The organism is Brevundimonas sp. VNH65, assembly GCF_049445955.1.
Lineage (GTDB): Bacteria > Pseudomonadota > Alphaproteobacteria > Caulobacterales > Caulobacteraceae > Brevundimonas.
Map to the genome: position 1 here is coordinate 231,238 of NZ_JBMSDX010000002.1, position 17,566 is coordinate 248,803.

Here is a 17,566-nt window from a genome sequence, read left to right on the forward strand (position 1 = left end):
GGGCGCCGCCACCGTTTCGCCGCACTGGACGGAGAGCAAGGCCGCATGTCGCGCCCCATTCTGATCTCCACCCTGATCCTCGCTTCGGCCGTCGCCTTTCCGGCGGCGGCCGATGTACGTTTCCTGGCCTATGACGCTTCCGACCGTGTCACCAACGCCCTGACGCGGGGCGTCACCCTGGAGGTCGAGCGCGGCCTGTTCGGCGCGGTGGCCGTGCGGCGCATCATCTCGACCACGGCCCGCGGCGCCTCGCGCATCGAGCGCGGCGGCCCCGCCGAGGCGTTGAAGGCCCTGCCCGAAGAGGCGTCGGAACGCCGCATCTACACCATCCCGACCGAGGGCGAGGGCCGCCCGCTGGCCCGCGCCCTGTGCCCCGGCGCCGACCAGACCTTCCTCGTGGTCGGGCGCGTCCGGGCCGTCCGGCCGCTGACCATGCAGGCGGTCGGCCGCTGGGCCGATGGACGGTTCCGTCACTGCGTCCAGCTGTCCTACAGCTATCGGGGCGAATGGGCCCTGCCGTCGCGCGCCAACGGCGCCGCCGAGGCGGACCTGCCGCCGCCGGTAAGACCCTGATCCGGAACGCGGGGGCGATATCATGCGCGGGGCTTTCTTCGGCGGACTGATCGGCCTGTTGCTCTGCTTGCTGACCTGGGTGCGGCCCGGCCTGCCGCCGGCGCCCGACCTGGGCGGGCCGCCCGTCGAAATCCTCGTCCTCGACAACGGCTTCCACACCGACTTCGTCATGCCCCGCGCCGCCCTCGCCGCCCAGCCCGGTCCCCTGCGCGAGGCCCTGGCGGTGCTCGACCCCGGCGACCGTGTCCGGGTCGGCTGGGGCGACGCCCGGTTCTATGTCGACCAGAGCCCTATCACCGACCGTCTGCCAGACGGCGCCCGCGCCTTTTTCCGGCCCGGCGGCAATCCGTCGGTCCTGATGCTGCGCCCCGAGGCCGCCGACCCGGCCTCGGCCTATGCCGGCGAGGACGTCCGGATCCTGCGCCTGTCCGCCGCCGCCTTCGAGCCCGTTCGCCGACGGATCGAGGGATCGCTCGCCGCGCCCCGCGGCCGCCCGCACGTCGCCGCTGTCCGGCCGGGCGACCCCGTCCGCTTCTTCGCCTCGACCGAGACCTTCTCGATCCTGCACCTGTGCAACCACTGGGCGGCCGAGGTCCTGAACGCCGGCGGCGTGGCGATTCGGCCTGTTTGGAGCCTCCTGTCATCCGAGATCGGCGCCAGCGTCGACGCCCACGCTCTGGACAAGACCGCCGGACGGCCCTAGACCGCGCGCCTTTCGTTTCGGTGCCGGGTCCGATCCCCGGCGAACGAGTTCAGGAGTGGCCGCATGGCCCGCAAACAGCACACCCGCAACGCCTCCGGCCCCCAGGGTCCCTCCCAGCGCCAGCTCCGCGCCGGCGAACTGATCCGCCACGCCCTGGTCGACGTGCTGCGCGAAGAAGACATCCACGACGAGGCCCTGGCCGGCGTCTCGATCACGGTCACCGAGGTGCGGCTGTCGCCCGACCTGAAGCACGCCACCTGTTTCGTCGAACCTCTGGGCGCTGGCGTCGAGGTCGCCGAGACCACCGGCCATGAGAGCGAGATCATCAAGGCCTTGAACGCCCACGCCAAATTCCTGCGGGGCCGCATGGGCGCCAAGCTGGACATGAAGTTCACCCCCGACCTGCGCTTCCGCCACGACGAGAGCTTCGACGCGGCCAGCCGCATGGACCGCCTGTTCGACGACCCCCGCGTCCAGGCCGACCTGCACGCCCGCGACGAAGACGACGACGCCTGATGACCCGCCCTCAAGCAGCGCGAAGCGCGATAGGCCAGGCGATACGGCCTCAAGTAGCGCAAGGCGCGATAGGCCAGGCCCCGCAGCCTCAAGCAGCGCAAAGCGCGATAGGCCCCCAGTAATGGCCCGTCGCAAGAAGGGCCAGATCGTCAACGGCTGGATCTGCCTCGACAAGCCGTTCGAGATGGGGTCGACCGAGGCCGTCTCGAAGATCCGCCGCCTGTTCGACGCCCAGAAGGCCGGGCACGCCGGCACGCTCGATCCCCTGGCCTCGGGCATCCTGCCGATCGCGCTCGGAGAAGCCACCAAGACCGTCCCCTTCATGGTCGAGGCGGAAAAGGTCTATCGCTTCACCATCCACTGGGGCGTCTCGACCGACAGCGTCGACCGCGAGGGCGAGATCATCGCCCGGTCCGACGTCCGTCCGTCCGTCGACGCGGTCAAGGCCGCCCTGCCCGCCTTCGTCGGCGAGATCGATCAGGTTCCTCCCGCCTTCTCGGCCATCAAGGTGGACGGCCGCCGGGCTTATGACCTGGCGCGCGAGGGCGTCGAGGTCGAACTGGCCGCGCGCAAGGTCAGGATCCATGAGGCCGCCGTCACCGACACGCCCGACGCCGACCATACGGAAGTCACCATCCGCACGGGCAAGGGGGTCTATGTCCGCTCCCTGGCCCGCGATCTGGCGACGATGCTGGGCGCAGAGGGGCATGTCTCGGCCCTCAGACGCGAGCGGGTGGGGCCGTTTTCGGTCGATAACGCCGTCACACTGGATTTCCTGACCGATCTGGTGCATAGGGACGCCGCCTCGGAAGGCTTGCTTCCCGTCGCGACCGCTCTGGACGACATCCCGGATCTGGCCGTGACGGAACAGGACGCCTTCTCGCTTCGTCAGGGACGACCGATCGTTCTGATCCCCCGACAGGTCGAAACGCTCAAGGGCCGCCTTCGCGACGGCTCCCGCACCGTTTCCGCCTTTCAGGGCCAGACCCTCGTCGCTCTCGGTCAGTTGCGGGCCGGTCGCTTCGAACCCGACCGCGTTTTCAATCTTTCCTGACGCCCCTGAAAAGGCCGAGGGAATTCAGAACGCGCTCAAGCAGCGAGGCCTCGCAGGCCGAGCGTCAGCGCACAAAGGAGTCCTACGATGTCGGTTACTGCTGAACGCAAGTCTGAAATCATCGCCGATAACGCCCGCTCCGCTGGCGACACCGGCTCGGCCGAGGTCCAGGTCGCGATCCTGTCGGAACGCATCGCCAACCTCACCGAACACTTCAAGACCCACAAGAAGGACAACCACTCGCGCCGCGGCCTGCTCAAGATGGTCTCGCAGCGTCGTCGCCTTCTTGACCACCTGGTGAAGGTCGATCGCGAGCGTTACACCGCTCTGATCACCAAGCTCGGCCTGCGCCGCTAAGGCCGGGACGAGACGCGGAAGATTTTCGAGGCGCGGGCCATGTCCGCGCCTCTTTCCGCATACAGAGACCAAACTGCGCGTCGCAGCACGTTCGACGCACTACGCGAGGGCTCGATAGCAGTCCTCAACACTCCCGGATCGTTCGCCATGGGGCGGCGGTCCATGGACCGAAGGACTGAACGCCCGACGCTCCACCCACTGATGGGACCCCGTGTGGAATCCGCCCGCGGGACATGAAAGACGAAAATGTTCGATATCAAACGCAAGACGATCGACTGGGCCGGCCGCCCCCTCACCCTGGAGACGGGCCGCATCGCCCGCCAGGCCGACGGCGCCGTTCTGGCCACCTACGGCGAGACGGTCGTCCTCGCCACCGTCGTTTACGGTCGCGCCCCCAAGCCGGGCCTGGACTTCTTCCCCCTGACCGTCAACTACCAGGAAAAGACCTTCGCCGCCGGCAAGATCCCGGGCGGCTACTTCAAGCGTGAAGGCCGTCCGACCGAGAAGGAGACCCTGGTCTCCCGCCTGATCGACCGTCCGATCCGCCCCCTGTTCGTCAAGGGCTTCAAGAACGAGACCCAGGTCGTCGTCACCGTCCTGCAGCATGATCTGGAGAATGATCCGGACGTGCTGGCCATGGTCGCCACCTCGGCCGCCCTGACCATCTCGGGCGTGCCCTTCATGGGTCCGATCGGCGGCGCCCGCGTCGGCTACATCAACGGCGAGCTGGTCCTGAACCCGACCATCGACCAGATGCCGGACTCGGATCTGGACCTGGTCGTGGCCGGCACCTCGGACGCCCTGATGATGGTCGAGTCCGAGGCCAAGGAACTGTCGGAAGACACCTTCCTTGAAGCCCTGATGTTCGCCCACAAGGGCATGCAGCCGGTGATCGACGCCATCATCGAACTGGCCGAACACGCCGCCAAGGAGCCGTTCGACTTCCAGGCCGAGGACCACTCGGACGTCGTCACCGCCATCCAGAACCTGGTCGGCGAGGACATCAAGAAGGCCTACACCCACGTCGGCAAGTACGACCGCCGCTCGGGCGTGGACGCGGCCAAGAAGACCGCCGCCGCGGCTCTGGTGAAGACGGACGAGAACCCGGACGGCGTCGACGCCTCCAAGTTCGCCACCGCCTTCAAGGAATGCGAAGCCCACGTCCTGCGTCGCGACATCATCGACAACGGCCACCGCGTCGACGGCCGCGCCCTGGACAAGGTCCGCTCGATCGTCTCGGAAGTCGGCGTCTTCCCGCGCACCCACGGTTCGGCCCTGTTCACCCGCGGTGAGACCCAGGCCATCGTCGTCGCCACCCTCGGCACCGGCGAGGACGAGCAGTACATCGACGCCCTGACGGGGACGTACAAGGAGAAGTTCCTCCTGCACTACAACTTCCCTCCGTACTCGGTCGGCGAGACCGGTCGTATGGGCGGCGCGGGTCGTCGTGAAATCGGCCACGGCAAGCTGGCCTGGCGGGCCATCCGTCCGATGCTGCCGTCGAACGAGGACTTCCCCTACACCATCCGTCTGGTGTCGGAGATCACCGAGTCGAACGGCTCGTCCTCGATGGCCACGGTCTGCGGTTCTTCGCTGGCCCTGATGGACGCCGGCGTTCCGCTCAAGAAGCCCGTTTCGGGCATCGCCATGGGCCTGATCCTGGAGCCGTCGGGCGAGTTCGCCATCCTGTCGGACATCCTGGGTGACGAAGACCACCTGGGCGACATGGACTTCAAGGTCGCCGGCACCCGTGACGGCATCACCTCGCTGCAGATGGACATCAAGGTCGCCGGCATCACCGAGGAGATCATGAAGAAGGCCATCGCCCAGGCGTCGGCCGGCCGCATGCATATCCTCGACGAGATGGACAAGGCCATCGACGGCGCCCGCACCGAGCTGGGCGAGTTCGCGCCGAAGATCGAGTCCATCAAGGTCCCGGTCGACAAGATCCGCGAAGTCATCGGCACCGGCGGCAAGGTGATCCGCGAGATCGTCGAAAAGACCGGCGCCAAGGTCAACATCGAGGACGACGGCACCGTCAAGATCGCCGCCTCGGAACAGGAAAAGATCGACGCCGCCAAGGCCTGGATCCTGTCCATCGTGTCCGAGCCGGAAGTCGGAACCATCTACACCGGCAAGGTGGTCAAGGTCGTCGACTTCGGCGCCTTCGTGAACTTCTTCGGCGCCAAGGACGGTCTCGTCCACGTGTCGCAGATGGCCCTGGAACGCGTCGCCAACCCGGCCGACGTCGTCTCCGAAGGCCAGGAAGTGAAGGTCAAGTTCCTGGGCATGGACGATCGCGGCAAGACCAAGCTGTCGATGAAGGTCGTCGATCAGGAAACCGGTGAAGACATCACCGACAAGATCAACGCCGAACGCGCCGAACGCGGCGAGCCCCCCCTGTCGGAAGACACCGGCGGCCGTCCCAAGCGTGAAGGCGACCGCGAAGGCGGCCGCGGCCGTCGCCCGCGTCGCGACTAGGTTTCAGCCCGATCGCTGACTGAACGAGGCCCCGCTGGAAACAGCGGGGCCTTTTTCGCGCGCGGCCTCAGCCGCGCGCCTCACGGCCTGACGCCTTTACACACTCCCCTCCGAGGTCTTCACTGAGCGCCGGACGGATCTGCGGAGCCTCAGCGTGGGCAACGGTATGGGCGGCGATCACGGCGACCGGGTGCGTCGCATGCTGGATGACGGGGCGGACGCGGCGCGATCAGCCATCGCCGCCTCGTGGCGTCGCTCCATGACCCTGCATGGTCTTGATCCTGAGGATCGGGGCGGCGCCGCCACCCTGACGGCCAAAGAACTGCGTCAGGCGCAACAGGCGATGGAGCCCATGACCCGGGCGGCCCAGGGCGTTCTGGATCGTCTGTTCCTTGCGGTGGGCGACACGGGCTGCTGCGTGCTGCTGTGCAATGCCGAAGGCGTGGCCGTAGAACGGCGCGGCGCCTCAGCCGACGACGAGACCTTCCGTCGCTGGGGCCTTTGGACCGGCGCGGTCTGGTCTGAAGCCGCCGAGGGCACCAACGGCATCGGCACGGCCCTGGCCGAGCACCGCCCCCTGACCATCGACCGCGACCAGCATTTCCATTCGCGCAACACGGCCATGGCCTGCACCAGCCATCCGATTCACGACCCACAGGGACGGCTGGCCGGTCTTCTGGACGTTTCCTCCTGCCGCGCCGATGCGACGGAGGGCGTCATGCGTCTCATCGCCGGGGCCGTGGCCGACGCCGCCCGCGCCATCGAGGCCCAGACCTTTCGCCAGCATTTTCACGACGCCCGCATCGTCCTGGCGGGCGACGCCGCCGAGCGCAATACCGCCGCCCTGCTCGCCGTTGACCGTCATGATCTGGTCGTCGGCGCCACCCGCGCCGCTCGCCTGGCCCTGTCGATCACAGACGAGCGGATCGCGGGCCAGCTCGCCGCCGCCGAAGTCCTGGTCGCAGGCTCCGTCGAGACTGATCTTCTGGAAGCCGAGCGCGGCGCTGTCCGCCGCGCCCTGGCGCTGAACAGCGGCAATGTCTCCGCTGCGGCGAGGGCGTTGGGCGTCAGCCGCGCGACACTGCATCGGAAGATGAACCGGCTGGGCTTGTAGTCTCCTCCCTGTGCGCGCTGGCGCATGGGGAGGTGGCGGCGAGCCCTTCGCGAGCTGCCGGAGGAGTTCTTCCTGAACCCCTCTGTCTCTCCACTCCGCTTCGAGGCGCCTCCCCACGGCTACGGCGCAGGGAGGAGACCCACTGTCTCACCCCTGCGACAGGTGTGCGCCGCATCATTCCTCGCCCCCCTAGCCTCGCCGCACCCCCAGGCCCCCTTCTGTTCGCAACGACGACGCCCGTTCGGGGCGCGCCAGAAACGACCAATGGAAACGAACGGAGACAATCATGACCAAGCCCGAATTCATCCGCAGCGTGACCCCCAAATTCAAACCCCGCTACGACAACTTCATCGGCGGCGAATGGGTCGCCCCCGTCGCCGGTCGCTATTTCGAGAACACCTCGCCGGTGAACGGCCGCGTTCTGTGCGAAGTCGCCCTGTCCGACGCCGCCGACGTCGAGCTGGCGCTGGATGCCGCCCATGCGGCGAAGGCCGCATGGGGACGCACCTCGGTCACTGAACGCGCCATCCTGCTGAACAGGATCGCCGACCGTATGGAGCAGAACCTCCAGGCCATCGCCGAGGCCGAAACCTGGGAGAACGGCAAGCCGGTCCGCGAGACCCTGGCCGCCGACATCCCCCTGGCCATCGACCACTTCCGCTACTTCGCCGGCTGCATCCGCGCCCAGGAAGGCGGCATCTCGCAGCTCGACAACGACACTGTCGCCTACCACTTCCACGAGCCGCTCGGTGTCGTGGGCCAGATCATCCCTTGGAATTTCCCCATCCTGATGGCGGCCTGGAAGCTGGCCCCCGCGCTCGCCGCCGGCAACTGCGTGGTGATGAAGCCGGCCGAACAGACGCCCGCCTCCATCCTCCTGGTCATCGAACTGATCCAGGACCTGATCCCGGCGGGCGTGGTGAACATCGTCTCGGGCACGGGCAAGGAAGCGGGCGAGCCGCTGGCCACCAACCCCCGCATCGCCAAGATCGCCTTCACCGGCTCCACAGCCGTGGGCCAGAAGATCATGGAATATGCGACCCAGAACATCATCCCGGTCACGCTCGAACTCGGCGGCAAGTCGCCGAACATCTTCTTCAAGGATGTGATGGATCACGACGACGCCTTCCTCGACAAGGCGCTGGAGGGCTTCGCCATGTTCGCCCTCAACCAGGGCGAGGTCTGCACCTGTCCCTCGCGCGCCCTGGTGCACGAGGACATCTACGAGGCCTTCATGGCCAAGGCGATCGCCCGGGTCGAAGCCATCGTCGCCGGCGACCCGCTGGACCCGAACACCATGGTCGGCGCCCAGGCCTCCTCGGCCCAGCTCAAGAAGATTCTGGGCTATCTCGACATCGGCCGGGCGGAGGGCGCCGAGGTCCTGACCGGCGGCGACCAGCCGGAACTGTCCGGTGATCTGGCGGGCGGCTATTACGTCAAGCCGACCATCTTCAAGGGGACCAACGACATGCGGGTCTTCCAGGAGGAGATCTTCGGCCCGGTCCTGTCGGTCACCACCTTCAAGACGCTGGAAGAAGCCATCGCCATCGCCAATGACACCGAATACGGCCTGGGCGCCGGGGTCTGGACCCGCGACATGAACACCGCCTACCGCGCCGGTCGCGGTATCGAGGCGGGCCGCGTCTGGACCAACTGCTACCACGCCTATCCGGCGCATGCGGCCTTCGGGGGCTACAAGAAGTCCGGCATCGGTCGCGAAAACCACCGCATGATGCTGGACCACTACCAGCAGACCAAGAATCTGCTGGTCAGCTACAGCCCCGACAAACTGGGCTTCTTCTAGGACCGGCGCGCGAGCGGCCGCCCCGCGGTGGCCGCTCGTCCAGCCGGACGTCAGAAGACCTGGGCCGTCGGGGCGGCTTTTTTGCAGGCAGTCCGCGGCCCCTCTTCCCCTTGTCGCCGGCCTGGCTCACAAGCCGCCGATGACCTCGCCCTCCCCCTCCCCCGCCGTCCATGTCATCGGCGCCGGTCCCGCCGGACTGATGGCGGCCGAGCGGCTGGCGACGGCGGGACGCCAGGTCGTGGTCCATGAGCGCATGCCGTCCGTGGCGCGCAAGTTCCTGATGGCCGGACGGGGCGGCCTGAACCTGACCCATTCGGAAGACGCCGGGGCCTTCCTCGGCCGCTACGGCGACCGCAGCGCCGCCGTCGCCCCATGGCTGAAGGCCTTCACGGCCGCCGACCTGATCCGGTGGGCCGAAGGGCTGGGCCAGCCGACGTTTACCGGCTCCTCGGGCCGGGTGTTTCCCAAGGCGATGAAGGCTTCGCCCTTGCTGCGCGCCTGGCTGGCCCGGCTGACCGGTCTCGGCGTCGAGATCCGCACCCGCTCGATCTGGACCGGCTGGCGCGATGGCGCGCTCGTGTTCGACACGCCGGAGGGCGAACGGCTGGAACGCCCCGCCGCCACCGTCCTGGCGCTGGGCGGGGCAAGCTGGCCGCGCCTGGGATCCCAGGGCGAATGGACGTCCTGGCTTAAGGCGGCGGGGGTCGAGGTCGCCCCTTTCCAGCCCGCCAACGCCGGATTCGACATCGACTGGTCGCCGGTGCTGATCGCGCGCTTCGCGGGCCAGCCGCTGAAGCCCGTGACGCTGACCCATGCGGATGACCGGCCTCAAGCAGCGCGAAGCGCGGTAGGCCCACAAACAATCCGCGGCGAGATCATGCTGACCCGTTACGGCGTCGAGGGCGGGGCGATCTACGCCCTGTCGCAGCCGTTGCGCGACGCCATCGCCCGCGACGGCTCCACCGTCCTGAGCGTCGATCTGCGCCCCGACCTGTCGCTGGAGGCCCTGACCGCACGGCTGGCGAAACCACGCGGCAAGGACAGCGCAACCAACTGGCTGCGCAAGGCCGCCGGCCTGTCGCCCGCCGCCATCGGCCTCCTGCGCGAAATCCCCGGCGACCTGCCCCTGAACCCGGACAAGCTGGCCCGGCGCATCAAGGCCGTCCGCCTGACCCTGACCGGGACACAGGGGCTGGACCGGGCCATCTCCTCGGCCGGGGGCGTGGCCTTCGACGCGGTGGACGAGCGGCTGATGCTGAAGGCCCTGCCCGGCGTCTTCGTCGCCGGAGAGATGCTGGACTGGGAGGCCCCCACCGGCGGCTATCTGCTGCAGGCGACGATGGCGTCGGGCGTGGCGGCCGCGAACGGCGTGATGGCCTGGCTGGAATGATCGGTCCCAGACTTTCCGTCACCCTCGGGCTTGTCCCGAGGGCCCATGGCGGGTTCAAACACGGCTCTGAAGTTTTTCAGCGTTCATCGCGAGCCCATCCCGCCCGGGAGCGCGGAACGATGGGCCCTCGGGACAAGCCCGAGGGTGACTGATTGGAAGTTTGACACTCAGCATGACCGACATCACCGGAATCTGCCCCGATCGTTTCGTCGCCGTGAAGGACGCCTTCGCGGCCAACTTCACCGACGCCCCCGAGGGGCTGAACGAACAGGCGGCCCGCTTCTCGGTCGTCATCGGCGGCGAGACGGTCATCGATCTGATGGGCGGTCCGGCGGACCCGCGCGCCGGAACGCCTTACGGCCCGAACACCCTCACCCCCGTCTTCTCGACCGGCAAGGCGGTGATGGCGCTGCTGATCGCGACCTGCGTCGAGCGCGGCCTGCTGGACTACGACCAGCGTGTCGCAGACCTCTGGCCCGCCTATGGGGCGGCGGGCAAACAGGACGTCACCGTCGCCCAGATGATGAGCCATCAGGACGGCCTGCCCGGCTTCTCCGAAGGCGTCGAGCCGTCGATCTGGTTCGATCGTCAGGGCGTTCTGGACCGTCTGGCGGCCCAGGCGCCGATGTGGCCGCCCGGCACGGCCAGCGGCTATCACCCCATCACCATCGGCTATCTGGCCGGCGAACTGTTCCGCCTCGCCGACGGGCGGACGCTAGGGACGGCGCTCAAGGAAGACTTCCGCGACCGTTTCGGCCTCGACCTCTGGGTCGGCCTGCCCGAGAGCGAGCACGACCGCGTCGCCGTTCTGAAGAAGCCCTCGGCCGCTCCCGACCTCGGGGTCATCGACGACATCAAGCGCTCCGCCTTCCTCGACCGGGGCTCGGCGCCCGGCGGACGCGGATCGAAGGACTGGCGCGAGGCCGAGATCCCCTCGGCCAACCTGCACGGCACGGCGCTGGATCTGGCCCGGATTATGGGGATCATCGCCAATGACGGCGTGCTGGACGGCCGGGCCGTCCTGTCACCCGACGTCGTCGATCAGGCGACCACCGAACGCATCCGGGGCCAGGACAAGGTCCTGCCCTTCGTCATCAGCTGGGCCGCCGGCTTCACCCGCAACGCCGGGCTGGACATCTTCGGCCCCAATCCCGACGCCGTCGGCCACTGCGGCTGGGGCGGCTCCTGCGCCTTCGCCGACCCCGACGCCCGCGTCTCCGCCGCCTATGTCATGACCCGCCAGTCGTCCCACCTGATCGGCGACCCGAGGGCGCAGCGGCTGATCGACGCCCTCTATTCGGCGATCTAGGCCGGTTCGCTTTCGCGGATGGCCTCGCGGATCACCCGCGACCGCCGCCAGGCGCCCAGGGCGAAGACCCCCGCTCCGGCCCAGATGAAGGCGAAGCTGACGCCCCTCAGCAGGGTGAAGGCCTCGCCTGACCAGACGCCCACCGCGAACTGCAGCGTCGGCGCCAGGAACTGGATGAAGCCGATGGTCGACAGCGGCAGCCTGCGCGCCGCCGAGGAGAACAGCACCAGCGGCAGGACCGTGGCCAGTCCGCTGGACAGGGCCCAGACCAGACCCGACATCGAGGCGAAACCGACCCCGCCCTGACCATGAGTTTCCAGCCAGACCAGCAGGGCGACGCCGAACGGCAGCAGCACCAGGCATTCGACGAACAGGCCCGTCGCCGCATCCGCCGCCACCCGCTTCCGGATCACCCCATAGGCGCAGAAGCTGAGGGCCAGGATAATCGACAACACCGGCAGATGCCCCAGGGCCACGGTCTGCACCGCCACCCCCACCGCCGCCAGGGCGATGGCCGCGACGCCCCAGCGGTCCATCCGCTCACGGAACAGGGCCGCGCCCACGGCGATGTTCATCAGAGGGTTGATATAGTAGCCGAGGCTGGCCTCCAGCGTCGCATGATGGGTCGTCGCCCAGACATAGACACCCCAATTAATCGCGATCAGGGCTGCCGAAAGCGTCAGCCAGCCGAGCGTCCGCACGTCTCCCAGCACCTTCCGCGCCGCGCTCCACTGGCCCAGCACCAGCACCAGCGCCCCGGCCACGAACACCGACCACACCGCCCGGTGCGCCAGGATCTCGGGCGCGCCGAAGCCCGCATGGGCCATGGCCATGAACAGCAGGGGCATCAGCCCCCACAGGGAATAGCAGGCCACGGCCGTCAGAACGGCGCGGCCGTTCGGCGCGTCGGGGGAGGACATCAGATGGCTTCCTTGGACGTCGGCCGAACAACCCGACCGACGTCCGGAACAGGATCAGACGGTGATCGAGCGATAACCGCTGGAGGACTTGATCGTGCCGGTTTCATCCAGCAGCTGGGCGATCTGGACGGCGTTCAGGGCGGCGCCCTTGCGCAGGTTGTCCGACACCACCCAGAAGCTCAGACCGTTCTCGACCGTGTGGTCCTTGCGGATGCGGCTGACATAGACGGCGTGCTCGCCGGCGGCGTCGACCGGGGTGATGTAGCCGTCGTGCTCGTGCTTATCGATCACCAGGACGCCCGGCGCCTCACGCAGGATGGCGCGCGCCTCGTCGGGGCTGATGGGACGATCGAACTCCACCGTCACGGCTTCCGAGTGGCCGACGAAGACCGGCACGCGGACGCAGGTCACCGTCAGCTTGATCGACGGGTCCATCATCTTGTGGACCTCGTTCCACATCTTGGCCTCTTCATCGGTGTAGCCGTCGTCCTGGAAGGCGCCGATGAAGGGGATGACGTTGAAGGCGATCTGCTTGGGGAACTTCTTCGGCGTGGCGTCGCCCAGGCCGTAGATGGCCTTGGTCTGGTTCCACAGCTCGTCCATGCCTTCCTTGCCGGCGCCCGAAACCGACTGATAGGTCGCGACCACGACCCGCTTGATCTTCGCCGCGTCATGCAGGGGCTTCAGCGCCACGACCAGCTGGGCCGTCGAGCAGTTCGGGTTAGCGATGATGTTCTTCTTCTTCGCGTCCTTGACCGCGTCCGGGTTCACCTCGGGCACGATCAGCGGCACGTCCGGGTCCTTGCGGAAGGCCGAGGAGTTGTCGATCACGATGGGGCCGGCCTTGCCGATCTTCTCGGACCATTCCCTGGACACGCCGCCGCCGGCCGACATCAGGACGATGTCGACGGTCGAAAAGTCGAACTGTTCCAGATCCTGGCACTTCAGGGTCCTGTCGCCGAACGAGACCTCGGTCCCCTTCGATTTTCGCGAGGCGATCGCGTGAATCTCGTCCACGGGGAAGTTCAGTTCCTCGAGGATGGTCATCATCTCCCGGCCGACATTGCCGGTGGCGCCCACGACTGCGACGCGATAGCCCATTGCAGATATCCCTTTGTGCGCCACCGCTCGGCTCTCCCCGAATGAGGCGAGCCTCGCTGCTTCAGCGCGTTCTTGCCCGACCAGATGCCGGGTGCAGGGGATTTAGCCCTTCGCAGCCGCGAAGCAACGGCTTTCGTGCAAATACCGTCTCAAGTTCGGCGACCCGAGGCATGTGTGTTGCTTATGCGAAGGCGCGGGTTTCGCGTTTGACGACCCAAGGCTAAGTCCTTCCCATGACCTCCCGCATCCGATCCGCCTACGACATTCGCGTCGAGGAAGGCGTGCTGAACCCCGACCCGGCCCAGGCGCCGCTGATCGCGGAGCTGGAGCGGCTGGAGGAGGATCTGGCCAAGAAGGGCTTCTTCGGCGCCCAGCCGGAGGTGCGGGGCCTCTACATCTGGGGGCCGCCCGGCCGCGGCAAGTCCATGCTGATGGACCTGTTCGTCGCCTCCACCCCCGAACCGAGGAAGGAACGCGCCCATTTCCACGCCTTCATGGCCCGCATCCACGGCCTGGTGGATCAGTGGCGCAAGGGCGACGCCCGGGCGCGAAAGGCCGTCTTCGGCGCACATAAGGGCGACGACCCCATCCCGCCCATCGCCGCCCTGATCGCCTCGGAGGCGCGGCTGCTCTGTTTCGACGAGCTTCAGGTCACCGACATCGCGGACGCCATGATCCTGGGCCGGCTGTTCGACGCCCTGTTCGAGAAGAAGGTCGTGCTGGCCGTCACCTCCAACCGCGCGCCCGACGACCTCTACAAAAACGGGCTGAACCGCCAGCTGTTCGTCCCCTTCATCGAGGAGATCAAACGCCGCTGCGTCGTGGTCGAGATCGACGGCGCGCGCGACTGGCGTCTGGACCGGCTGAAGGGATCGCCCGTCTGGTTCGGCCCCGGACCGACCGAGCATGCGGCGTTCGAGGCCCTGTGGACCGACCTGCGCGGCGGCATGCATGAGGCCCCGACGCATCTGGAGGTTCTGGGCCGCGATGTGGTGGTCGAACGGACCGCCGGCGGCCTGGCCCGCGCGACGTTCGAGGCGCTGTGCGGCCGTCCTCTGGGGCCGCAGGATTATCTCGCCATGGCCGGGCGGTTCCACACCCTTTTCCTCGAGGGAGTGAAGACCCTGGGCCCGGAGCGGCGCCAGGAGGCCCGACGGTTCGTGACCCTGATCGACGCCCTCTATGAGGCGAAGACCCGGCTGGTGATCCAGGCCGATGCGCCGCCCGAAGCCCTCTATCCGACGGGCGACGGGGCCTTCGAATTCGAACGGACCGTGTCGAGACTGCAGGAGATGTCGAGCGCCTCATGGCTGGAGGCGGCGGCGCACGCCTGACCGTCTCGACTTCGCCGCAATCCCCGATACCTTGACCGGCATGAAACAGACCCTCGTTCTCTCCGCATGCCTCGCCGGTTTGCTGGCGACCTCCGTCCAGGCCCAGACGACGCCTCCCGCCGCCCAGACACCCGCTGCGCCGGCGGCCGCCGGGTCGATCGCGCCCACCCCGTCTCCGCTCGGCGTCTCGACGGCGGCCCTGTCGGCCTGGCTGACGTCCCAGGGCGCGACCGTCGCGCCTGAGGCCTCGGACGATGGCCGCCGCTATCTGCGCGTCACCACCGACGGCCTGCCCTGGCTGATCTTCCTGCAATCGTGCGAGACGGATGTCTGCTCCGACCTCCAGTTTTCCGCCGCCCTGTCCGACGCCTCCATCACGCTCGACAAGGTCAACGTCTGGAATCGCGACCGGCGCTTCGTCAAGGCTATCTACGAGCCGGCGGAGACCGGCGGCGTCGCCTCGGCCGTCGCCCAATTCGACGTCCTGGTCGGGGCCGGCGGACCCGGCCAACTGACCGATCACCTTGCGGTCTGGCGCGCCCTTCTGGCCGACTTCGTCCGCACCTTGATGCCGCGCCCCGCCCCCGCTGCAGCGCCAACTCCGGCGCCGACCCCGGCGGCCCCGCCCGCCGGAAACTGACCGGACATAGAAAAAGGGCCGCGGATCACTCCGCAGCCCTCTTTTGTTTCAGCCTGTCGGTCGCGATGCGATCCTGCGCTCAAGTCGTGAGGCTCCGCGAGCCGAACCTAGCGCGGCGCGCAGCGCCCCTGGAGTCACGCCAGCGACGGGTCCGCCGTCTTGCACGCCTCGATCAGGCCCTGAACGGACTCGACCGACTTGGCGAACATCGCCTTCTCTTCGTCGTTGGTGGTGAACTCGACGATCTTCTCGACGCCGCCGGCGCCGATCAGGGCCGGCACGCCGACGTAGAGGTCCGACAGGCCGTATTCGCCCGACAGCCAGACGGCGCAGGGCAGGACGCGCTTCTGGTCCAACAGATAGGACTTGGCCATGGCGATGGCCGATTCCGCCGGGGCGTAGAAGGCCGAGCCCGTCTTCAGCAGGGCGACGATTTCGCCGCCGCCCTTGCGGGTGCGCTCGACGATGGCGTCCAGATCGGCCTGCGACAGGAAACCGGCCGCGACCGCGTCGGGCAGGCTCAGGCCGCCGACGGTCGAGTGACGCACCATCGGCACCATGTCGTCGCCGTGGCCACCCAGGGTCCAGGCGTGGATGTCCTGGATCGACACGCCGGTCTTCTCGGCCAGGAACATGGCGAAGCGGGCGCTGTCCAGCACGCCGGCCATGCCGACGACCTTCTCCTTGGGCAGACCCGAGAACTTCTGCAGGGCCCAGACCATGGCGTCGAGCGGGTTGGTGATGCAGATGACGAAGGCGTTCGGGGCGTGCTTGGCGATGCCCTCGCCCACGGCCTTCATGACCTTCAGATTGATGCCGATCAGGTCATCGCGGCTCATGCCCGGCTTGCGGGGCACGCCGGCGGTGACGATGCAGACGTCGGCGCCCGCGATGTCGGCGTAGTCGTTGGCGCCCTTCAGGCTGACGTCCTGACCGAACACGGCCGAGCCCTGGTAGATGTCCAGCGCCTTGCCCTGCGGCGTGCCCTCGGCGATGTCGAACAGGACGACGTCGCCCAGGGCTTCACGCGCGGCCACATGGGCCAGGGTGCCGCCGATCATGCCGGCGCCGATGAGGGCGATCTTCGCACGAGCCATAGGGTCGTCTCCTTATGGGCCTGTCGCGCATTCGCGCTACTTGAGGCCGAGGTGGGGTGGCCGTCTGCCGCGGAGCGGCCAGGGCCGGTTTGCAGTTGCGAAATGAAACTTCGCGGCGCGGTCTAGACTCCTCGGACCGTCGGAGCAAGCCGGCAGGCGACGACGGTCCCCCGACCTTCGGCGAGACATGGCTTTACCCCCGCCGGACGGCGTCGCAATGTCGGCGTCCACAGTCCGGAGTTCGACGACCATGCGCCCGATCCGCTCGCTGCTCGCGCCCCTTTCCGCCGCCGCCCTGACCATTCCGGCCCTGGCCGCGCCGGCGACCGCCCAGACCCCGCCAGCGACCCTCGGCCACCAGTATGTCCCGGCGCCCTGGTGGATGCGCGACCCGGTCATCGCCTCGATCGGCCAGGTGCGCGTCGAGATTTCCGCCAACCGCGCCGGTTTCCGCGCCACCTTCCAGGCCTTGGACCGCTCGGCCGCCGAGGCCTCGCGCAAGGCCGCCGATCAGGTCCGCGCCCTCAGCCAGGCCCTCGCCGCGCATGGGGCCGACAAGGTCCGCGTCGAGACCGCCCTGAGCACCCGTCCGCTCTATGAGCAGTATCGCGACGAGGCCGGAAACCTCCGCGACAACGTCCGGCCGGACAAGATCCAGCGCTACCAGACCGAGGCCTCTGTTCAGGTGTCGATCCGCGACATCGCCCTGCTGGAGCGGGCCTACGCCACCGTCGTGGCGGCCCAGCCGACCTCCATCAGCCCCGTCTCTTTCCAGCTCGAGCCGGACAACGCCTGGAAGGCCAATCTGGCGGCCGAGGCCATGAAGGACGCCCGTCGCCGCGCCGAGGCGGCCACGACGAACGCCGGCGCCCGCCTGGGCACCGTGCGCGTCATCGATCCCACCGGTCGCGCCTGCCAGACCGACGTCCTGGCCGGCTGGCCGTCCTATCAGTCCGACGGAGGCCAGGCGACAACGCTGGACGAAATGGTGGTCACCGGCTCCCGCGCCTATGCGCCTCCGCCACCTGCGCCGCCGCCCCCTCCCCCGCCGCCGCGACCGGCGGGCGCCCCGCCCACCGAGGCCGAGATCGAGGCCGCGCGACTGGCCCTGCAACCGCCCCTGATGACCCTGACCGACAGCGCCTGTGTCGTTTACGGACTCAGCTGAACCGC

General features: G+C 68.3%; 16 protein-coding genes. 13 read left to right on the forward strand and 3 right to left on the reverse strand.

The genetic code is table 11. From position 1 onward, the window contains the following. Positions 1-45: 45 nt before the first annotated feature. The 10 genes from ACO2Q1_RS04980 to ACO2Q1_RS05025 all read left to right on the forward strand — a co-directional run bounded on the left by ACO2Q1_RS04980 (position 46) and on the right by ACO2Q1_RS05025 (position 11,301). A complete protein-coding gene (locus tag ACO2Q1_RS04980) occupies positions 46-573 on the forward strand; it encodes a hypothetical protein (RefSeq protein ID WP_423328439.1) in 528 nt (175 codons plus the stop codon). Positions 574-595: 22 nt separating this feature from the next. Next, a complete protein-coding gene (locus tag ACO2Q1_RS04985) occupies positions 596-1,276 on the forward strand; it encodes a DUF2459 domain-containing protein (protein WP_423328440.1) in 681 nt (226 codons plus the stop codon). 63 nt (positions 1,277-1,339) lie between these two features. Further along, complete coding sequence (rbfA, locus tag ACO2Q1_RS04990) at positions 1,340-1,792, forward strand: 30S ribosome-binding factor RbfA (RefSeq protein ID WP_423328441.1); 453 nt, start codon at positions 1,340-1,342, stop codon at positions 1,790-1,792. Positions 1,793-1,913: 121 nt separating this feature from the next. Next, the gene (gene truB, locus ACO2Q1_RS04995) at positions 1,914-2,846 is read left to right on the forward strand and encodes a tRNA pseudouridine(55) synthase TruB (RefSeq protein ID WP_423328442.1); all 933 of its coding nucleotides are present in this window, start codon (positions 1,914-1,916) and stop codon (positions 2,844-2,846) included. An 87-nt stretch (positions 2,847-2,933) separates the two neighbouring features. Continuing rightward, positions 2,934-3,203 (forward strand): 30S ribosomal protein S15, encoded by a 270-nt coding sequence (rpsO, locus tag ACO2Q1_RS05000; protein ID WP_423328443.1) that lies wholly within the window; start codon positions 2,934-2,936, stop codon positions 3,201-3,203. 246 nt (positions 3,204-3,449) lie between these two features. Next, entirely contained in the window at positions 3,450-5,684 is a 2,235-nt protein-coding gene (gene pnp / locus ACO2Q1_RS05005) for a polyribonucleotide nucleotidyltransferase (protein WP_423328444.1), read from the forward strand. A gap of 166 nt (positions 5,685-5,850) precedes the next feature. Beyond that, a complete protein-coding gene (locus ACO2Q1_RS05010; protein WP_423328758.1) occupies positions 5,851-6,798 on the forward strand; it encodes a GAF domain-containing protein in 948 nt (315 codons plus the stop codon). Positions 6,799-7,084: 286 nt separating this feature from the next. Beyond that, complete coding sequence (locus ACO2Q1_RS05015; RefSeq protein ID WP_423328445.1) at positions 7,085-8,602, forward strand: aldehyde dehydrogenase family protein; 1,518 nt, start codon at positions 7,085-7,087, stop codon at positions 8,600-8,602. A gap of 139 nt (positions 8,603-8,741) precedes the next feature. Next, on the forward strand, positions 8,742-9,992 hold the full coding sequence (locus ACO2Q1_RS05020) for an NAD(P)/FAD-dependent oxidoreductase (RefSeq protein ID WP_423328446.1): 1,251 nt from the start codon (positions 8,742-8,744) through the stop codon (positions 9,990-9,992). A gap of 172 nt (positions 9,993-10,164) precedes the next feature. Next, positions 10,165-11,301: a serine hydrolase domain-containing protein gene (locus tag ACO2Q1_RS05025; protein ID WP_423328447.1), complete on the forward strand. Its 1,137-nt coding sequence runs from the start codon at positions 10,165-10,167 to the stop codon at positions 11,299-11,301. Here the strand turns inward: ACO2Q1_RS05025 and rarD are convergent. Together rarD and ACO2Q1_RS05035 are read right to left on the reverse strand one after the other, a co-directional pair. Then, a complete protein-coding gene (gene rarD / locus ACO2Q1_RS05030) occupies positions 11,298-12,221 on the reverse strand; it encodes an EamA family transporter RarD (RefSeq protein ID WP_423328448.1) in 924 nt (307 codons plus the stop codon). The two genes, ACO2Q1_RS05025 and rarD, sit on opposite strands and share 4 nt — an antisense overlap. 54 nt (positions 12,222-12,275) lie before the next feature. Beyond that, positions 12,276-13,322 carry an aspartate-semialdehyde dehydrogenase gene (locus ACO2Q1_RS05035; protein WP_423328449.1) on the reverse strand — a complete coding sequence of 349 codons (1,047 nt, stop codon included), beginning with the start codon at positions 13,320-13,322 and terminating at the stop codon, positions 12,276-12,278. A gap of 233 nt (positions 13,323-13,555) precedes the next feature. Here ACO2Q1_RS05035 and zapE point away from each other — a divergent pair, with 233 nt between their 5' ends. Together zapE and ACO2Q1_RS05045 are read left to right on the forward strand one after the other, a co-directional pair. Continuing rightward, on the forward strand, positions 13,556-14,656 hold the full coding sequence (gene zapE, locus ACO2Q1_RS05040) for a cell division protein ZapE (protein WP_423328450.1): 1,101 nt from the start codon (positions 13,556-13,558) through the stop codon (positions 14,654-14,656). A gap of 40 nt (positions 14,657-14,696) precedes the next feature. Continuing rightward, a complete protein-coding gene (locus ACO2Q1_RS05045; protein WP_423328451.1) occupies positions 14,697-15,296 on the forward strand; it encodes a YbjN domain-containing protein in 600 nt (199 codons plus the stop codon). Between the two features lie 134 nt (positions 15,297-15,430). Here the strand turns inward: ACO2Q1_RS05045 and mdh are convergent, their stop codons facing one another. Then, the gene (gene mdh, locus ACO2Q1_RS05050; protein WP_423328452.1) at positions 15,431-16,393 is read right to left on the reverse strand and encodes a malate dehydrogenase; all 963 of its coding nucleotides are present in this window, start codon (positions 16,391-16,393) and stop codon (positions 15,431-15,433) included. A gap of 250 nt (positions 16,394-16,643) precedes the next feature. On the opposite strand from mdh, the gene ACO2Q1_RS05055 reads away from it, so the two are divergent. Then, entirely contained in the window at positions 16,644-17,561 is a 918-nt protein-coding gene (locus ACO2Q1_RS05055) for an SIMPL domain-containing protein (protein WP_423328453.1), read from the forward strand. The last annotated feature ends 5 nt before the right edge of the window (positions 17,562-17,566 follow it).